This window comes from Tabrizicola thermarum, assembly GCF_003574395.1.
GTDB classification, from domain to species: domain Bacteria; phylum Pseudomonadota; class Alphaproteobacteria; order Rhodobacterales; family Rhodobacteraceae; genus Tabrizicola; species Tabrizicola thermarum.
Genome location: NZ_KZ984538.1, coordinates 188,837 through 204,868, shown reverse-complemented (window position 1 = coordinate 204,868; position 16,032 = coordinate 188,837). Strand labels below are relative to the sequence as shown.

Annotated in this window: 18 protein-coding genes; 7 read left to right on the top strand and 11 right to left on the bottom strand. The window is 67.7% G+C overall.

Annotation, left to right across the window (positions count from 1 at the left end; all coding sequences use genetic code 11):
- Positions 1–2: 2 nt before the first annotated feature.
- From D5084_RS03865 to D5084_RS03840, 6 genes are all read right to left on the bottom strand, one after another.
- On the bottom strand, positions 3–404 hold the full coding sequence (locus tag D5084_RS03865; protein ID WP_128514196.1) for a c-type cytochrome: 402 nt from the start codon (positions 402–404) through the stop codon (positions 3–5).
- A gap of 53 nt (positions 405–457) precedes the next feature.
- Positions 458–1,132 carry an ABC transporter ATP-binding protein gene (locus D5084_RS03860; protein WP_128514195.1) on the bottom strand — a complete coding sequence of 225 codons (675 nt, stop codon included), beginning with the start codon at positions 1,130–1,132 and terminating at the stop codon, positions 458–460.
- Positions 1,125–2,411, bottom strand: a complete 1,287-nt coding sequence (locus tag D5084_RS03855; protein ID WP_128514194.1) for a lipoprotein-releasing ABC transporter permease subunit — start codon at positions 2,409–2,411, stop codon at positions 1,125–1,127. The genes D5084_RS03860 and D5084_RS03855 overlap by 8 nt, the downstream gene beginning before the upstream one ends.
- Before the next feature lie 646 nt (positions 2,412–3,057).
- On the bottom strand, positions 3,058–4,614 hold the full coding sequence (locus D5084_RS03850; protein WP_128514193.1) for a trimethylamine methyltransferase family protein: 1,557 nt from the start codon (positions 4,612–4,614) through the stop codon (positions 3,058–3,060).
- A gap of 104 nt (positions 4,615–4,718) precedes the next feature.
- Positions 4,719–5,411 carry an HAD family hydrolase gene (locus D5084_RS03845; protein ID WP_128514192.1) on the bottom strand — a complete coding sequence of 231 codons (693 nt, stop codon included), beginning with the start codon at positions 5,409–5,411 and terminating at the stop codon, positions 4,719–4,721.
- Between the two features lie 24 nt (positions 5,412–5,435).
- Positions 5,436–5,714: a DUF3572 domain-containing protein gene (locus tag D5084_RS03840; protein ID WP_128514191.1), complete on the bottom strand. Its 279-nt coding sequence runs from the start codon at positions 5,712–5,714 to the stop codon at positions 5,436–5,438.
- 178 nt (positions 5,715–5,892) lie between these two features.
- Between D5084_RS03840 and D5084_RS03835 the strand changes: the two genes are divergently transcribed.
- Positions 5,893–7,281 carry a diguanylate cyclase gene (locus tag D5084_RS03835; RefSeq protein ID WP_128514190.1) on the top strand — a complete coding sequence of 463 codons (1,389 nt, stop codon included), beginning with the start codon at positions 5,893–5,895 and terminating at the stop codon, positions 7,279–7,281.
- Between the two features lie 34 nt (positions 7,282–7,315).
- Here the strand turns inward: D5084_RS03835 and D5084_RS03830 are convergent, their stop codons facing one another.
- From D5084_RS03830 to D5084_RS03815, 4 genes are read right to left on the bottom strand one after another with little or no spacing between them, the layout of a single operon-like run.
- Complete coding sequence (locus D5084_RS03830; RefSeq protein WP_128514189.1) at positions 7,316–7,837, bottom strand: periplasmic heavy metal sensor; 522 nt, start codon at positions 7,835–7,837, stop codon at positions 7,316–7,318.
- Between the two features lie 5 nt (positions 7,838–7,842).
- Positions 7,843–8,181 (bottom strand): dihydroorotate dehydrogenase, encoded by a 339-nt coding sequence (locus D5084_RS03825; RefSeq protein WP_128514188.1) that lies wholly within the window; start codon positions 8,179–8,181, stop codon positions 7,843–7,845.
- Positions 8,171–8,779 (bottom strand): RNA polymerase sigma factor, encoded by a 609-nt coding sequence (locus D5084_RS03820; protein WP_128514187.1) that lies wholly within the window; start codon positions 8,777–8,779, stop codon positions 8,171–8,173. The genes D5084_RS03825 and D5084_RS03820 overlap by 11 nt, the downstream gene beginning before the upstream one ends.
- A gap of 41 nt (positions 8,780–8,820) precedes the next feature.
- Positions 8,821–9,330, bottom strand: a complete 510-nt coding sequence (locus D5084_RS03815; RefSeq protein ID WP_128514186.1) for an EF-hand domain-containing protein — start codon at positions 9,328–9,330, stop codon at positions 8,821–8,823.
- Positions 9,331–9,520: 190 nt separating this feature from the next.
- On the opposite strand from D5084_RS03815, the gene D5084_RS03810 reads away from it, so the two are divergent.
- Complete coding sequence (locus D5084_RS03810; RefSeq protein WP_128514300.1) at positions 9,521–9,916, top strand: DUF983 domain-containing protein; 396 nt, start codon at positions 9,521–9,523, stop codon at positions 9,914–9,916.
- Positions 9,909–10,517: an NUDIX hydrolase gene (locus D5084_RS03805; protein WP_128514185.1), complete on the top strand. Its 609-nt coding sequence runs from the start codon at positions 9,909–9,911 to the stop codon at positions 10,515–10,517. Before D5084_RS03810 ends, D5084_RS03805 begins: the two co-directional genes overlap by 8 nt.
- Here the strand turns inward: D5084_RS03805 and D5084_RS03800 are convergent.
- Positions 10,437–11,390, bottom strand: a complete 954-nt coding sequence (locus D5084_RS03800) for a fatty acid desaturase (RefSeq protein ID WP_238382511.1) — start codon at positions 11,388–11,390, stop codon at positions 10,437–10,439. The two genes, D5084_RS03805 and D5084_RS03800, sit on opposite strands and share 81 nt — an antisense overlap.
- Before the next feature lie 145 nt (positions 11,391–11,535).
- On the opposite strand from D5084_RS03800, the gene D5084_RS03795 reads away from it, so the two are divergent.
- From D5084_RS03795 to D5084_RS03780, 4 genes are all read left to right on the top strand, one after another.
- Positions 11,536–12,393 (top strand): helix-turn-helix domain-containing protein, encoded by an 858-nt coding sequence (locus D5084_RS03795; RefSeq protein WP_128514183.1) that lies wholly within the window; start codon positions 11,536–11,538, stop codon positions 12,391–12,393.
- Positions 12,394–12,667: 274 nt separating this feature from the next.
- Positions 12,668–14,395, top strand: coding sequence for a DUF4153 domain-containing protein (locus D5084_RS03790; protein WP_128514182.1), 1,728 nt, complete (start codon positions 12,668–12,670; stop codon positions 14,393–14,395).
- Positions 14,396–14,424: 29 nt separating this feature from the next.
- Positions 14,425–15,042, top strand: coding sequence for a heme NO-binding domain-containing protein (locus tag D5084_RS03785; protein WP_128514181.1), 618 nt, complete (start codon positions 14,425–14,427; stop codon positions 15,040–15,042).
- A gap of 3 nt (positions 15,043–15,045) precedes the next feature.
- Positions 15,046–16,032, top strand: a complete 987-nt coding sequence (locus tag D5084_RS03780; RefSeq protein WP_238382510.1) for a GGDEF domain-containing protein — start codon at positions 15,046–15,048, stop codon at positions 16,030–16,032.

Genomic DNA, 16,032 nt, shown 5'->3' with positions numbered 1-16,032 from the left:
CGCTACTGCTGCAACCGCCGCAGATGCTCGGCCAGCTGGACCAGCCGGACCGGCGTCGGCGTGGCGATCCCGTCGCCGCCGTCATAGGGGACGAGCTCGCCTTGCAGAAGCGGCCCGAACTGAGGCATCGGCGAGCCTTCGGCTGAGTGACCGGGCTTGACCCCGGTATAACCCCAGATCTTGGCCATGACCCGGGTGCCGGGGAACACGCCCCGGTTCCGCGCCGACAGCCGCGTCAGATCGGCGGGCTTGCGGTCAAGGCCAGCCGCCGCCTCGCCATCGCCGCGCCCACCCATGCCGTGGCAGGCCGCGCAGAAGGTGGCAAAGTCCTCTGCCCCCGTGGGCGGCTTGCGGTCGACGCAACCGGCCAGCGCAAGCGGCAGAACGATCCAGAACAGGCGCATCTTGGGCCCCCTTTTTCCCGATAGGACAGGACTTTGCCTGCCGTCGCCTTGATCTATGTCACCCGGCCGCCCGACAGCCGCACGATGCGGTCCATCCGCGCGGCCAGCTCCAGGTTGTGCGTGGCGATCAGCGCCGAAAGCCCCGTCGCCCGCACCAGTTCCATCAGCACCCCGAACACCTGATCCGAGGTCGCCGGGTCCAGGTTCCCCGTCGGCTCATCCGCCAGCAGCAGCTTCGGCGCATTGGCCAGCGCCCGGCAGAAGGCCACCCGCTGCTGCTCGCCCCCCGACAGCGCCGCCGGGCGATGCCCCGCCCGCGCGCCGACGCCGACCTTCTCCAGCAACTCCCGCGCCCGCGCCTCGGCCGTAGCCTTCGCCACGCCATTGGCCAGTTGCGGGATCACCACGTTCTCCAGCGCGGAAAACTCGGGCAGCAGATGGTGGAACTGGTAGATGAACCCCACCTCTGCCCGCCGCGCCTCGGTCCGGGCCTTGTCGGACAGCCCGCCCATCGCGCGCCCGTCCAGCCGGACCGCACCCGCATCCGGCGTGTCCAGAAGCCCCGCGATGTGCAACAGCGTCGATTTCCCCGCGCCCGAAGGCGCCACCAGCGCCACCACCTCGCCCCGCGCCACCGTCAGCGATGCCCCGCGCAGCACGATCACCTCGGACGGCTTGCCACGGTTGTAGCCCTTCTCCACCCCCTCCAGCGCCAGCATCTCACTCATAGCGCAGCGCCTCCACCGGGTTCATCCGCGCCGCGCGCCGGGCCGGGAACAGCGTGACGATGAACGACAGACCCAGCGACAGCGCCACCGCCGACAGCACATCGCCCGCCTGCAACTTCGCGGGCAGGGAATAGATGCCGCGGATCGAGGGGTCCCAGACCTCCGCCCCGTTCAGCCAGTTGATGGCCGACATGATCTGGTCGATGTTCAGCGCCGTCACGCAGCCCAGGATCACCCCGGCCACGGTCCCGATCACCCCGGTGAACGCCCCGCAGATGAAGAACACCCGCAGCACGCTGCCTTCCGTCAGCCCCATCGTCCGCAGGATGCCGATGTCGCGCCCCTTGTTCTTCACCAGCATGATGAGGCCCGAGACGATGTTCATCGCCGCGATCAGCACCAGCACCGACAGGATCACGAACATCACGTTGTCCTCGATGTCCAGCGCGCGCAGAAAGGCCCCCGAACTGTCCTTCCAGGTCCACAGCATCGCCGCCGGCCCCGCCGCCTTCAGGATCGCATCGCCATAGCTTTCGATGGCATCGGGGTTTTCCACCATCACCTCGATCTCGTCCGCCCGGCCTTCCTTGTTGAAGAAGGACTGCGCCTCGATGAAGGGCATGTAGATCCGCGTCGTGTCGATGTCATAGCGCCCGGCGGTGAAGATATAGACCACCTCGTAGGCATTGACGCGCGGCGTCGTCCCCATCGCGGTCCTGACGCCCGAGGGCGAGATCAGCCGCACCCGGTCGCCCACCGTCACCCCCAGCTCTCGCGCAATGCCCGACCCCAGCGCAATCCCCTCCGGGTAACGCGCCAGATCGCCGATCGCCCCCGACCCGGCCCCGATCCGGGGGATTGCGGCGAAATCTTCGGGGCTCATGCCATAGACCTCGGCCCCCGTGGTGTCCTCGCCGTCCGACACCATCAGCTTGCCCTTGATGAGCGGCGCGGCCCGCGTCACCCCCGGCACCTTGGCAATCGCCGCCGCCATGGCTTCGGGCTGGGTGAACCCCCGGATCAGCTGCCCGTCCTCGCCCACCACGCCCGAGGAATAGACCGTCACATGCGCGTTGGCCCCCAGGATCGTATCCACGAACTCGGCCCGGAACCCGGCCCGCACCGCCAGCGTCAGGATCAGCGCAAAGACCGCCAGCGTGATGCCGATCAGGGAAATCCAGGTCATCACGCTGACCCCGCCCTCGGCGCGGCGCGCGCGCAGGTAGCGCCAGGCGATCATGAATTCAAAGCCCGAAAAGGGCGCCGTGCTCTGTGCCATCTGCCTTCCGCCCTTTCCGGGCCCGTTGAGTGCGCGGCAACCTGAGCGACAGGGCCCGAAAGGTCAAGGCACGGCCCGGTGAACGGGGCTATCCGGCCCAGGCTTCGCCCATCGCGTCCCGATCAGTCGGCCCGCGATCGGCCGCCACCTGATGCGGCTTCAGGACGCGGGCCTGATCGAGACCCGCATCCCGGGCACCGCCCGCCCCGCCGCCGCCGCTGCGCGGGCAAAGGCCCTCGAACAGGGCTTCACCGACGGGCTGGCCGAAGTTTGCGACCGGATCAAGGCTCTCCCGTTCGCCGCCCGATCCCTGCGGCCTTTCCGTCCCATTTGCCCTTTTTCCAAATACTCCCGCCGGAGGCGCCCCATTCCCGCGCCACGGGGTCACGCCGGACTGTTGCGGCCCGAGCCGGTTGGGCCACAGGCCCGGAGGCGAGACAAAGGCTTGCGCCGCGGGCGCTCGATTTCGCAACCGCCGCTCCCGGGAACACCTTCCGGGACCCGGGCGCATCGCGCGTAGGGCGGGTCGTTCTGCGCCCTTTCGGCGCAGGCCGACCCACCACCCCAGAGGTTAAGAAATCCTGAACGCCCGAAACCAACCCATTGATTCCAAATGGATCGCAGAAGTGTCCGCGCGCGGCGCACCTCAGAAGTCGGTCGGCGCCCCGCCCTCCTCTTTCCGCCGGGCGACGAACCGTTGCAGCTCCTCCAGTTGGTCCCCGTTCATCTCGGGCGCCTCGAACTCTGCCAGGATCTGCTTGTAGATCCGGTGCGCCCGTTCCACCGTCCAGACCGACCCGTCCGCCTGCCACGCCTCATAGTTCCGCCAGTCCGACACGAAGGGCTGGTAGAAGGCCTGCTGATAGCGGTCCTGCGTGTGCTGGATGCCGAAGTAATGCCCCCCCGCGCCGACCTCCCGGATCGCGTCGAAGGCAAGGTCCTCGTCCCGCGTGGCCCAGGTCGCCTCCTCGAAATACCGCTGGATCATCTGCAGGACCTCGCAGTCCATGACGAACTTTTCGGGGCTCGCGATCAGCCCGCCCTCCAGCCAGCCCGCGGCGTGATAGACCATGTTGGTCCGGCTCTGCACCGCCGACCAGAGGCTGTTCGACGTCTCCCACATCGCCTGCCCGTCCGGTACGTTCGCCGCGCAGACTCCGGAGGCCCGCAGCGGCACGCCATAGAACCGCACCAGCTGCCCCGTCATCTGCGTCGCCCGCATGTATTCCGGGGTGCCGAAGGCCGGAGCCCCCGATTTCATGTCCACGTTCGACGTGAAGGTCCCGATCGCCACCGGACAGCCCGGCGCGATGTATTCCAGCAGAGCCACCGCCGCCAAGGCCTCGGCAATCGACAGCGCCACCGCCCCCGACATCGTGACCGGCGCCATCGCCCCGGCCAGCGTGAACGGCGTCACCACCACCGGCTGCCCCCGTTTCGCCATCCGCATCGCGCCGTCCAGCATCGGATAGTCGTGCTTCAGGGGCGAGACCGAGTTGATGTTGGTGTACATCCGCGGCTTTGCCTGGAACTCGTGCTCCGTCAGCCCGCCCGCGATGCGGACCATCTCCATCACGTCCTCGACCCGCTCCGCCCCAAGGCTGTAGGCGTGGACGACCTTGTCCGTCAGAGTCAGCTTTTCATACAGGCAATCCAGATGCCGGACGGACGCATGGATATCCACCGGCTCTACCGGGTAGCCGCCCGCGATGTGGATGCAGTTGAAATACTGCGTCAGCTTCATGAATTCCTTGAACGTCTCGAAGTCGCCCGACCGCTTGCCGCGTTCCATGTCCCAGGCGTTCGGCGGAGAGGACACGTTCACGAACAGCATGTGCTTGCCGCCCATGACAAGCTCGTGGTCCGGGTTCCGGGGCGTGATCGTGAAGGTTTCCGGCGCCCGACCCACCATCTCCATCACGAAATCCTCGTCCATGCGGACGTTGGTCCCGTTCACGATGCAGCCCGCCTTCCGCAGGTGCTCCACCGCGTCCGGGTTCAGGAACTCGATCCCGATGTCGCGCAGAATGCGCATCGCGGTGCGGTGGATCCGTTGCACCCCCTCGGCATCCAGCGGCTCGACCGGGGCATCCGGGTTCACCGGGATCCGCCAGGGCATCTGGTCGATCACCGAGGTCCCCGCGCGGACCTTCATCCCGGCCCGGCCCCCGGCACGCTTCCTGCGGACTGGTTCATCGGTCATCGTTGCATCTCCGTTGTGCATGTCCGAAGATGCGGAAGCGGCGCGTCGGGCGTTACCGCGTTAGCGACAAAATTGCGTCGCATTTCGCATGTGGCCGCACAAGGTCAGCCGGGAAGGCTGGAAATCCAGTCCGGAAGCGCTCCGATATCGTCCAGCACGACGTCGGCATGGGGCGAGAGCTCGTCCCGCCTGGCGATCCCGGTCAGCACGGCGACGGTCCGCATCCCGGCGGCGCGGCCTGCCTCAAGATCGTGGCGGCTGTCCCCGACCATGGCGACGCGGGCGGGGTCGAGGCCAAGCTGGCGCGCGAAGGCAAGGCACATGCCGGGGCCGGGCTTGGCGCCATAGCCGGAATCGTAGCCTGCGATGAAATCGAAGCAGTCGGTGATGCCGTGGGTCGCCAGATGCTGGCGGGCGGGCACTTCGGAATCGTTGGTCGCCACCCCAAGGCGCAGGCCCCGCGCGCGCAGGGCGGACATCAGCGGCAAGAGCGGCACGGCCTGGGACATCGGTGCCTGAGCGGCGCTGGCGTCGATCCGGTCGGTCAGTTCGGCGACGCTTGTGCCCGGCAGTTCGGCGGCCAGGGCCGCTGCGATGTCGGCGGCGGTCGCGGCGATCACCGGGCTGTCCGGGGCAAAGGTTCCCGTGGCGGGATCAAAGCCGATGGCCTGTCCCAGCCGTGCCGCATGGGCCGCGTCGCGGGCGATCTGCGTCAGGAATCCCTGCGCCCACCGCCCCCAGCTGTCCCGGAAGTCGAACAGGGTTCCGTCCTTGTCGAACAACAGTCCGTCGATCATGTCAGCTGCATCCCGGGCAAGCGGTCAGGTCCAGTGGGTCTCGGCGCCCCCCGGCAAGGCCATTCGCGCGGCCTGTGGGGCGGTGTAGGGATGGCCGTGGCTGTCGCAGAATGCAACCACCCACCTGTCATCCTGCACGAGGAAATCGAGAACGGCGACCTGGAAGTCGGGCTCGGCAGCTCGCGAGCGGAGATCGGACAGGCCGGCTCCGGTCGCGGTCAGGAAGGCCGGAAAGATATCGTCCTGCGCGGCGATCCATCCAAGGGCCTGCAAGGCCAGAACCTGGGCTGCCTCTGGCGTCATCCTGCGACCTTTCCAAGCATGAGCTCCTCCCTCCCCGCCGGTCCGGCCCCGCTTTTCGGGGCGTTTCCGCGTCACCGGGTCACGAATTCCGGATCAGACGACCGAGTGAAAGGAATTGTTAACCTTCTTGGCGTCAGACTGTCCTGCATCAGGGCGATGAACAAGACGGCAGTGGAAGATGAGCGCACGGATTCTCATCGTTGACGATATCGCGGGCAACCGGATCGTGCAGCAGGCGCGGCTGGCCGCTGCCTTCTACGAGTCGGTGCTTGCCGCGGACGGCGCCTCCTGCCTGGACATCGCGCAGCGAGAGCGGCCCGATCTCATCCTGCTGGACCTGGGTCTGCCCGACATCTCGGGGCTCGAGGTGTTGCAGAGGCTGCGGCGGAACCCGGCCTGCCGCGACATGCCGGTGATCGCGCTGACCGCAAACGGCGGGGCGGCGGAACGTCTGGCGGCCTTTGCCGCCGGGGCCGATGACGTGATGGACCATCCCGCGAATGAAAGGGTGTTGCTGGCGCGGCTGCGCAACCTGCTGCGGCTGAAGGCGGAAAGCGATTTCCCGGCCCCGGACACGCTGGCGCTGCCAGGGCTTGCCGAGGCGCCCGCCGGGTTCGAGCCGCAGGGGACCATTGCGCTCGTCACCCCGCCGCACATGCCGGGCGAGGGGTTGCGCGATGCGCTGGCGGGGCAGCTGCGCGACCGGCTGGTGGTGTTGTCCCGGCGCGAGGCCCTGGCCGAACTGACGGCCGGGCGGGGCTGCCCGGTCATGCCCGAGGTCTTTGTGCTGCAGGACGACGGGCGCAATCCGTCGTCCACCCTGCGCCTGCTGTCCGAGCTGAAAAGCCATCAGGCGACGCGACATGCGGCGGTCTGTGTCGTGGGTCCGGCGGGGGCGGGGGATGAGGCGGCGATGGCCTTCGACCTGGGGGCGGATGATGCGGTCGGGCCCGGGGTAACGGCCGAGGAACTCGTGCTGCGGACCCGGGGGCTGTTGCGGCGCAAGCGGCATTTCGACCAGCTGCGCGCCCGGATGCAGGACGGGCTGCGGCTGGCGATGCGCGATCCGCTGACAGGGCTCTACAATCGCCGCTTTGCGGTGCCGCAGCTGGCCCTGGTCGCTGACCGGGCGCGGGCGGAAGGGTCGCCCTTTGCGGTGATGGTGATGGATCTCGACCGGTTCAAGGAGGTGAACGACCTCCATGGCCATGCCGCCGGGGATCAGGTCCTGGTCGAGGTGGCGCGTCGCCTGACGGTCAACCTGCGCGACACCGATATCCTGGCCCGGATCGGCGGCGAGGAGTTTCTGGCCATCCTGCCCCGCACCGGCATGGCGACGGCGCGGCGGGTGGCCGAACGGCTGTGCCGGGTGATGGATGACGAACCGATCCGCCTCGGCTCGGGCGAAGAGCTGCGCGTCACCGTGTCGATCGGTGTGGCAGTGGCGGGGACGGCGGGGAAGGACAGTTTCGGGGTGGACGGTCTGGTGGAACAGGCCGACATCGCGCTGCTGGAGTCCAAGGGGGCCGGGCGGAACCAGGTGACTTTCCGGCTGAGCGCTGCCTGAGGGCGCAAAAGGTCGGGCGTCCCGGGGGGGGCGATCAGTCCTTCGGGCGGCGGCGCAGGCCACGTTCCAGCCGGTCGGCGAAGGCCTTGCGATCTTCGGGCGACATCTCGATCAGGCGGGTCTCGATCAGGCTGCGGCCGAGTTGCAGGCGTTCGACATTCCGCGTCTCGATCGCGGCCAGCGCCGATTTCACCGCGGCGGGATCGAAGGGATCGGCGCGCAGGGCAGTCAGCAGCTCCCGGAATTCGGCTTGGGTCGCCTTGCGCGAGGACCGGAACTCGCCCGCCCGCTCCATCAGGTCCTTGCGCAGGGCGCGGCGGTCCTGATCGTTGAGCGCGTCGCTGAAGGGACCGAAGGAGATGTCGCGCGGCATTCCGCCGTGCGGGCCGTCGCGAAGCCAGGCGCCAAGGACCAGCCCGGCCACCGCGAGGTTCAGCGCGACCGAAACGATCAGCGCAGGCTTCAGCCAGCGCGACGGGCTCGGGCCGGAGGCCGCTGGCGGCTCCGGGGCGGCGGGCGGTGCGGGAGGCGGGGTCTGGCTTTCCGGGTCGGTCATCTGTGTCAGCCTTCGGTCGTCAGGAAGTCGGCGTCGGGGAAGAAGTCTGCCACATCGGTCGAGGCTCCGGTGAACAGATCCAGAGTGGAGGGGCTGAGATAGCCCAGCACAATGCCGAAGACCGCTGCCGTGCCCAGCCCGGCCAGCGCGGGGCCGCCGCCGATGGCACCGATCAGCCGGGTCAGAAGACCGGCGCGGGCCGGCGGGGCCGGAGGTCGCAGCGCCGCAGCCTGCGGCTGCAGGGCCAGCGCATCGGCCAGAACGCGCTGCATCAGCGCATCCGACGGCTGGGGCGCCGTCCGGGCCGCCTGCGCCAGAAGCCGGTCGAGGTCATCATCCTGCATGACCGTCATCCTCATATCCAAGGGCCGCTTTCCGGCCCGCCAAGAGTGCCGACAGCGCTCGCTTGCCGCGAGCCGTCAGGCTTTCCACCGCCTCGACCCCGATCTCCATGATCGCGGCGATCTCGGGGTTCGTCATTCCTTCCAGATGCCGCAGCACCACCGCCTGCCGTTGCCGGTCGGGCAGTTCGGCCAGAGCGGCCTCCAGCGCGGCCATCCGGCCGGACTCCTGCAACCGATCCTCGGCCCGGGGTGCGGCATCGGCCGTCTCGGGGGCATCGTCCAGCGCCACCAGCCGCTTGCGGACCCGGGCGCGCTGGCGGTCGATGCAGAGGTTGGTGGCGACCCGGTAGGACCAGGTCGTCACCCTGGTTTCGCCCTGCCGCCACTGGGGGGCGACCTTCCAGAGCCGCAGCATGGTTTCCTGCGCCACGTCCTCGGCCTCGGCCCGGTCCCCGGACAAAAGCCGCGACGCATAGGCCAGGACGCGCGGGGTGATGCGCTGGGTCAAGGCCAGCGCCGCGTGACGGTCTCCATTGGCATAGAGCACCATCAGCGCCTCATCCGAGGGGTCACCGCCTGCGTCAAAGGCCATCGTCATCCTGCGTCTGGTCTACCCTGCCGCCCCCTTGGCGCAAAGCGTCAGTTGTCGTCCTGGCCCATCATGTGGCGGCGGCCTTCCTTGCGCTTGCCGACCTTTTCGGCGGCGGCCTTGGCTTCGTCCTTCGAGATCGCCCCGTCGTTGTCGGTGTCGATCCGGGCGAAGTTCTCGGCCATCGGGCCTTTGCCCATCTCGTCGGCCGACAGGCTGCCGTTGCCGTCGTTGTCCATGTTCTCGATCATCCGGGCGCTGTGGCGGGCCAGCATTTCGGCCAGCATCTTCGCCTGAAGCTCTTCGGCGCTGAGCGCGCCGTCGCCGTTGGTGTCGGCTGCGGCAAATTCGGCGGCGCGGTGGGCGGCCAGTTCCTCTTGCGTGATCTTGCCGTTCTTGTCGGCGTCGATCTCGTCGAAGCGGTCCATCAGCATGGCGCCACGGCCTTCGCCGCCCATGCCCATGCCCATGCCCATGCCGCGGTCAGCAAGGGCTGCCGAGCCCAGAACGGCGCCCATCAGGGCCAGCACGGCGACAGCGGTCTTTTTCGGTGCAGTCATCGGTTCATCTCCTGTTTCCCGGGGCGCTGCTGCGACCCTTCTGCACAATCACACGGCGGGGCCCGCAACTTCCGTCGCGGGATTTTGCGACATCTGGGCACAGGGGGGGCTTTCCCCTGTGAAAATGCCGGTCCAGCCGCTAAGAACGACTCTTGAAAATGCGATTGACGCGCAGGACAGATCGATGGCCATGACCGACACCACGCCCGCCCTTGAAGACCGCCCGTGGAAACCCGCCGTCCTGCGCGGCTGGCGTCGGCGCTGCCCGAATTGCGGGGCAGGGCCGATGATGCGCGGCTATCTCAAGGTGCGCGACACCTGCCCGGTCTGCGGCGAGGAGTTGCACCACCACCGCGCCGATGACGGGCCGGCCTATCTGACGATCCTGATCGTCGGCCATCTTCTGGCGCCGATCCTGCTGTTCACCTACACCAAGTTCCGCCCCGAGCCGCTGGTGCTGGCCGTGGGGTTCACCATCGGCACGGTCGCGCTGTCGCTGTATCTGCTGCCGCGCCTCAAGGGGGCATTGGTGGCGCTGCAATGGGCGAATCGGATGCACGGCTTCGGTGCCGAACCGCATGACTGAACCGATCCGCGCGGCTGCAACGGTCGTCCTGTGGCGGGAAAGTCCCGACGGCCCGCAGGTGCTGATGGGTCAGCGCGGCGAGGGGGCGGTGTTCATGCCGTCGAAGTTCGTCTTTCCCGGCGGTCGTGTCGACCCCGAGGATGAGGCTGCGGGACGCACCGGCTTTATTTCCCCGGACTGCGCCCGCCGCCTGAGGCTGATGGTCCCGCCCGACGCGCCGGCGCCGGAAACGCTGGTTGCCACCGCGCTGCGCGAGCTGACCGAGGAGACGGGGCTGAACCTTGCCGGGATGGAGCATCCGTCGCTGCGCTTTGTCTTCCGCGCGATCACGCCGCCGGGCCGCACGCGCCGGTTCGACGCGCGGTTCCTTCTGGCCCATGCCGACAGCCTGGACGACAACCGCGAGGATTTCACCCTGGCCTCGGGCGAGCTTCAGCATCTGCGCTGGCTGCCCCTGCCGGAGGCGCGCGCGCTGGACCTGCCCTTCATCACCGAGGTGGTGCTGGCCGAGGTCGCGGCTTTAGTGACGGGCCACGATCAGCCCGGCGTGCCGTTCTTCGACAACTCCGGCACCACCCCGCAGTTCCGCCGGCTGGTCTAGCGCGCCGCCCTTGTCGACCGGAAAGATCGGATGCGGCACCGGGTCCTTGGCGCGGAAGAGGAACTGACGGAAGATCGGGACATAGCTGCGGTAGACGTAGCCGTCGTTGCGGCGCAGGTAATGTTCCCGGTTCCCGAAATAGAGAGCGGGCAGCTTGTACCACGCCACGCCCGGATGCATGTGATGCACGACGTGGTAATTGTTGTTCAGGAACAGAAGGCTGAGAGGTCCCTGACTTTCGATCACCACGGTCCGCGCCCGTGCCGCCTCATGCGCGCGATGTTCCAGGTAGGTGCGGATTTTCAGAAGGCTCCAGCCCAGATAGGCGGCGAGCACATAGGCCCAACCCGGCATCGTGCCAACCCATTCCAGCCAGGCCCAGACCAGAGCCAGCCCTGGCAGGTGCAGTGCCCAGGCCAGCCAGACGCGCCGGTCGCCCTTGCCCATCGCGGCCAGATCGCCCTTTGCCAGCGCCCAGGTCGAGATCGCGGGGCCGATCAGCATCCGGCCGAACAATGTGTTGTTGAACCGCAAGAGCGCTTTGGCGGGAGCAGGCAGCCGCGCCCAGACTGCGGGGTCGAGGTAGTTCGACTCCGGGTCGTCATAGGGGTCGGTCAGCGCAGGGTCGAAGTGGTGCTGCAGGTGCAGGTCCTTGAAGCGCAGGTAGGGGACGAAGACGGTCAGTCCGGGGAAGACCAGGGCTTCGGACAGCCGTTGCGACCGGAACGGGTGGCCGTGCAGGACCTCGTGCGTCAGCGAGGAATACTGGCCGATGGCCAGCGCGGCGGCGAGGATGGCCAGGGTGGGAGAGAGGCTCCACAGGACGGTGGTTGCAAGCACCCAGAGGGCGTAGGTTGCGGCGAACACGATCAAGGTAGGCCATTCGACGGCCCGGACTTCGGTCTGCAAGATGGGTTCCAGTGCAGGTAACTTTCGCGTGACGGTAGCAAGTCCACGCTCTGTCGGGAATTCGGGATATTGTAAACCAAGACCAGCAGGGGTTTCGGAAAATCATCGAATGATGGATAAAGTCGACAAGCGTGACCGTGCGCAGATGTTCCGGCAGCGCCTGGCCGAAGCGATGGCCCTGCGCAAGGTCAGCCAGTCCGCCCTCGCGCGAGAGTGCGGGGTGGACCGCTCGACGATTTCCGCCCTGCTGCACGACGGCACGCGGCTGCCGAATGCCCAGCTTGCGGCCGATTGCGCGCGGGCTCTGGGGATCAGCGCTGACTGGTTGCTGGGTCTGTCCGGGCGGCCCGAATCCATCGCCGATCTCTTGGCCGCCTCGCTGTCGCTGACCGAAGCCCCGCGCGCCCTGATCGACGAACGCATCTTCGGCTGGCATCAGGAGGCGGCGGGCTACAAGATTCGCCATGTTCCCGCGACCCTGCCCGACATGCTGAAGACCCGGGCGATGGTCGAATGGGAATACGAGCCGCAGCTGGGCCGCACGGCGGAACAGGCCATCGGCGCCTTCGAGGACCGGCTGCAATGGATGCGCGGCGCGGGGTCGGATTACGAGATCGCCCTGCCGATGCACGAGCTGACGGCCTTTGCCACGGCCTCGGGCTATTATGAGGGCATCTCGGCCGAGGTGCGACTGGCGCAATTGCACCATCTGATTGCGCTGTGCGATCAGCTGTATCCGTCGCTAAGGCTGTGCCTGTTCGACGCGCGCAAGCTGTTTTCCGCCCCGATCACCATCTTCGGGCCGCTCTTGGCGGTGATCTACCTTGGCCGCCACTACCTTGCCTTCCGCGACAGCGCCAGGATCGAGACGATCAGCCAGCACTTCGATTTTCTGGTCCGCGAAGCCGAGGTCGGCGCGCGGCAGATGCCCGCGCATCTGCGGGCGTTGTGCGATCGGGTGCAGTAGGGATCAAGGCGCCCGGTTGCAACGGATGAACGGGATGACCCGTGCGATCCGGTCGCAAAGCTGCCGGGCCGGCCCATAGTCGGCGCCAATCCGATCCGTCGGACGCCTGCAAAGGGCGCATGTGCGGTCTTGTCATCGGGCGTCCCATTGCGGCTTGCCGTATCGTGCAAACGCGCATGGCCCTTGGCAACTGGTGGGAAATCCTGACTATGCGCCACAAGGGCGGGACCCAGAATGCCGCACCGACAGGCAGGGCCGTCATGGGGAGGATCGGATGACAGGCCAGATGGCAGCGCGCGCGCAACTTGCCCTTGCGGGTGGCCTTGGCGGATTTCTGATCTGGGCCGTGTTCCGGGCCCATGATCGCGACTGGATCGGGGATTACCCCGCATTGATCCTGTTCGGGACCATCGCCACGCTGTTCGGCGCGCTTCTGGGCATGGCGGGCCCCATCGGTCTGCTCCGGTCCCTGCCGCGGGCGGCCCTGCTGGCGGTGGCTGTCGGAGCCCTTCTGGCGCTGACCATGCTGCGATACGCCAATGCGGAAGACTTCGTCCGGGCCGGTCTTCCGGTGCTTGCGACAGTGGCGGTGGCCAGCCTGCCGGTGCCTTTCCTGATTACCGGGGCCAGGTCGGGCTGGCGGGATTATCCCGCGCTGTTTCTGGAGGCCTGGTCCGTCGTGCTGCGCTTTGCGGCGGCGATGGCGTTCACGGGGCTGGTCTGGCTGGTGATCTACCTGTCCGACGCGGTGCTGAACATCGTCGGGCTCGACGTGATCGGCAGGCTTCTGAAACATGAAGTGGTGCCGCTGGTCCTGACGGGCGCGGTCCTGGGGCTGGGCATGGCGGTCATCCACGATCTGGCCGACCTTCTGTCGCCCTATGTCGTGCTGCGCCTGTTCCGGCTGTTCCTGCCCGTCGTGCTGGCGGTGATGGCCGTGTTCCTGGTGGCGCTGCCGTTCCGGGGTTTCGATGGGCTGGCCGGGGGGCTGTCGCCTGCGATGCTCTTGCTGACCATGGTGGCAGGGGGCATCGCCCTGGTGTCGATCGCGGTCGATCAGTCGGATGCCGATGCGACGCAAAGCCCGCTGCTGGTCCGCTCGGCGCAGGGCATGGCGCTGGTCCTGCCGGTGCTGGCGGGACTGGCGCTTTGGGCGATCTGGCTGCGGGTGGACGAAAGGGGCTGGTCGCCCGACAGGGTGTTCGTGATGCTGGTGGCCGGGATCGGGGTGGCCTACGGGCTGATCTATGCCGTTGCGGTTCTGCGGGGCGCGGGCTGGATGGGCCGGATCCGGCAGGGAAACATCATGATGGCCCTGGCGCTGATCGTGCTGGCTGCCCTCTGGCTGACCCCGGTGCTGAACGCCGAGCGCATCTCGGCCCGCGATCAGCTGGCACGGTTCGCCTCGGGCCGGACACCGGTCGAAAGGCTGGATGTCGCCGCGCTGCAATCCTGGGGCAAGCCGGGTGCGGCCGCGATGGCCGAGCTTGAGGCCCTTGCCAAGGAGCCGGGGCAAGAGGCGCTGGCCGCGGTCCTGGCGGGCGATGCGCCGGCACCTGGCGTGGATCGGGACGCGCTGGTCGCGGGACTTCGGGCCGCGATGCCGGTCCAGCCGGTCACCGCGACCGGCACGCGGGACACGCTGCTTTACAGTGCCGAGGACTATATGCTGCAGGACTGGACGCAGGTCTGCGCGGCTGATCTGACACCGGGCGAGCCTGGATGCCTGATGGTGGTCGCGGACCTTCTGCCGACCATGCCGGGGGAAGAGGGCCTGCTGTTCCTGCGGCGGAGCGCGGATTATGTCGAGGTTACCGGGCTTTACATCGGTCAGGACGGCAAGTTGCGCCTGCGCGGAACGACCCGCCCGGACGGCGGCTACTTCTCGGCGGCCGAGACCCTGGCCCTGATGCGCCAGTACCGGGACACACCGCCGCCGGTCACCGCCGCGATGCTGAACCAGCTGGGCACCGGCGACACCGGGCTGATCATCCTGCCGTGATCCTGTTCCGGTGAAGAACTCGTTAATCAATGCAGGCTAGTGTCGGAGCGGAACCATCGGCGAGGTCGGGTATGGATGCACTCTTGTTGCGATCCTTGCAGAATTACGTGCTTGACACCTTCGGGTCGGCCAAGTGGCAAGAGGTCTGTTGCCTGGCCGATCAGCCCAGCCGGACCTATGAGCCGATGCTGCGGTATGCACCCGGGCTGGCCGATCGGGTGGGCGACATCGCCGCGCGGGTTCTGGGGCGGCCGGTCGAGGCGATCTGGGAAGATGTCGGAACCTATCTGGTGACGAACCCCGACCGCGAAGGTGTGCGCAGGCTGTTGCGCTTTGGCGGCGTGTCGTTCAGCGATTTCCTCCATTCGCTCGAGGAACTTCCCGCCCGCGCGAAGCTGGCCCTGCCAAGCCTTGAAGCGCCCGAGGTCATTCTTGACGAAGTCGGGCCTGACAGGTTCGAACTGCGCTGCCGGTCGCACATCCGGGGCATTCAGCGGGTGCTGATCGGGGTCGTGACTGCGATGGCGGACGACTACGGGGCGCTCTGCCTGATCGAAACCGGCGCAGAGGATTGCATCACCATCGCGGTGCTGGACACCCGCCACGCCATGGCAAAGGCGTTCGATCTTGCCAGGCCAGAGGGCTGAGCCATGCATGCCGACCTGAGCAGGTTTCGCCTGAAGCTGGATTTCATGACATTGGCGCGGTTCATGCCCATGCATCTGCTGCTGGATGCCGATGGCTGCGCGTTGAGTTTCGGGCCGACACTGGCGCAGGTCCTGCAGGGTGACGCAAAGCTGGGTGCCCGGTTCGAGGACCTGTTCGAAGTGCGCTCTCCCGGTGGGGCCGTCACGATCCACGAGGTGCTTGACCGGGCGGGACACCGCTTTCGCATCGTGCCGCGCAACGGACTTGTCTCTGGACTTCGGGGCCATGGCCAGCGGCTTCCGGGGGACGGGCGCATCCTTCTGAACGTCACCTTCATCGACCTGATCGGCGCCATCCGCAGCCTTTCCCTGTCGGACGCCGACTTTTCGGCCTCGGAGCTTGTGCGCGAAGTCCTGTTTCTGGCCGAGGCAAACGCCTCGGTCACAAACGAGCTGCGGGCGCTGAACCTGCGGCTGGAGGGTGCGCGCGTCGCGGCCGAGGAAGAGGCGATGACCGACCCCCTGACCGGGCTGCGCAACCGGCGGGCGGTGGATCTGGTGCTGGACCGGCTGTGCAAGGCCCGGGCGGATTTCGGCCTGATGCATATGGACCTGGACTATTTCAAGGCGGTGAATGACACGCTGGGCCATGCTGCGGGGGATTTCGTGCTGGAAAACGTCGGTCGCATCCTGCGCGAACAGCTGCGCGCCGAGGATTGCGCCGCCCGGATCGGCGGCGACGAGTTCGTGATGGTGGTGGCAGGGCGCAGCGATTCGGCGACGATGATGCGGATCGCCAACCGCATCATCGCGCTGATCCAGGAGCCGATGATGTTCGAAGGCCAGCCGGTCAGGGTCTCGGCCAGCATCGGGATCGTCCGGTCGCTGAACTGCAAGGACCCCGTCCCCGCCCAAATGATCGCCGCAGCCGACCGTGCGCTTTACGCCGCCAAGCACGCCGGTCGTGGCCGGGCCGTGTTGCAGGACTGA

What these genes read in the sequence shown, in the direction of transcription:
- D5084_RS03865 (WP_128514196.1), bottom strand. Translation starts at nt 404, where the DNA reads ATGCGCCTGTTCTGGATCGTTCTGCCGCTTGCGCTGGCCGGTTGCGTC.
- D5084_RS03860 (WP_128514195.1), bottom strand. Translation starts at nt 1,132, where the DNA reads ATGAGTGAGATGCTGGCGCTGGAGGGGGTGGAGAAGGGCTACAACCGT.
- D5084_RS03855 (WP_128514194.1), bottom strand. Translation starts at nt 2,411, where the DNA reads ATGGCACAGAGCACGGCGCCCTTTTCGGGCTTTGAATTCATGATCGCC.
- D5084_RS03850 (WP_128514193.1), bottom strand. Translation starts at nt 4,614, where the DNA reads ATGACCGATGAACCAGTCCGCAGGAAGCGTGCCGGGGGCCGGGCCGGG.
- D5084_RS03845 (WP_128514192.1), bottom strand. Translation starts at nt 5,411, where the DNA reads ATGATCGACGGACTGTTGTTCGACAAGGACGGAACCCTGTTCGACTTC.
- D5084_RS03840 (WP_128514191.1), bottom strand. Translation starts at nt 5,714, where the DNA reads ATGACGCCAGAGGCAGCCCAGGTTCTGGCCTTGCAGGCCCTTGGATGG.
- D5084_RS03835 (WP_128514190.1), top strand. Translation starts at nt 5,893, where the DNA reads ATGAGCGCACGGATTCTCATCGTTGACGATATCGCGGGCAACCGGATC.
- D5084_RS03830 (WP_128514189.1), bottom strand. Translation starts at nt 7,837, where the DNA reads ATGACCGACCCGGAAAGCCAGACCCCGCCTCCCGCACCGCCCGCCGCC.
- D5084_RS03825 (WP_128514188.1), bottom strand. Translation starts at nt 8,181, where the DNA reads ATGCAGGATGATGACCTCGACCGGCTTCTGGCGCAGGCGGCCCGGACG.
- D5084_RS03820 (WP_128514187.1), bottom strand. Translation starts at nt 8,779, where the DNA reads ATGACGATGGCCTTTGACGCAGGCGGTGACCCCTCGGATGAGGCGCTG.
- D5084_RS03815 (WP_128514186.1), bottom strand. Translation starts at nt 9,330, where the DNA reads ATGACTGCACCGAAAAAGACCGCTGTCGCCGTGCTGGCCCTGATGGGC.
- D5084_RS03810 (WP_128514300.1), top strand. Translation starts at nt 9,521, where the DNA reads ATGACCGACACCACGCCCGCCCTTGAAGACCGCCCGTGGAAACCCGCC.
- D5084_RS03805 (WP_128514185.1), top strand. Translation starts at nt 9,909, where the DNA reads ATGACTGAACCGATCCGCGCGGCTGCAACGGTCGTCCTGTGGCGGGAA.
- D5084_RS03795 (WP_128514183.1), top strand. Translation starts at nt 11,536, where the DNA reads ATGATGGATAAAGTCGACAAGCGTGACCGTGCGCAGATGTTCCGGCAG.
- D5084_RS03790 (WP_128514182.1), top strand. Translation starts at nt 12,668, where the DNA reads ATGACAGGCCAGATGGCAGCGCGCGCGCAACTTGCCCTTGCGGGTGGC.
- D5084_RS03785 (WP_128514181.1), top strand. Translation starts at nt 14,425, where the DNA reads ATGCAGGCTAGTGTCGGAGCGGAACCATCGGCGAGGTCGGGTATGGAT.
- D5084_RS03780 (WP_238382510.1), top strand. Translation starts at nt 15,046, where the DNA reads ATGCATGCCGACCTGAGCAGGTTTCGCCTGAAGCTGGATTTCATGACA.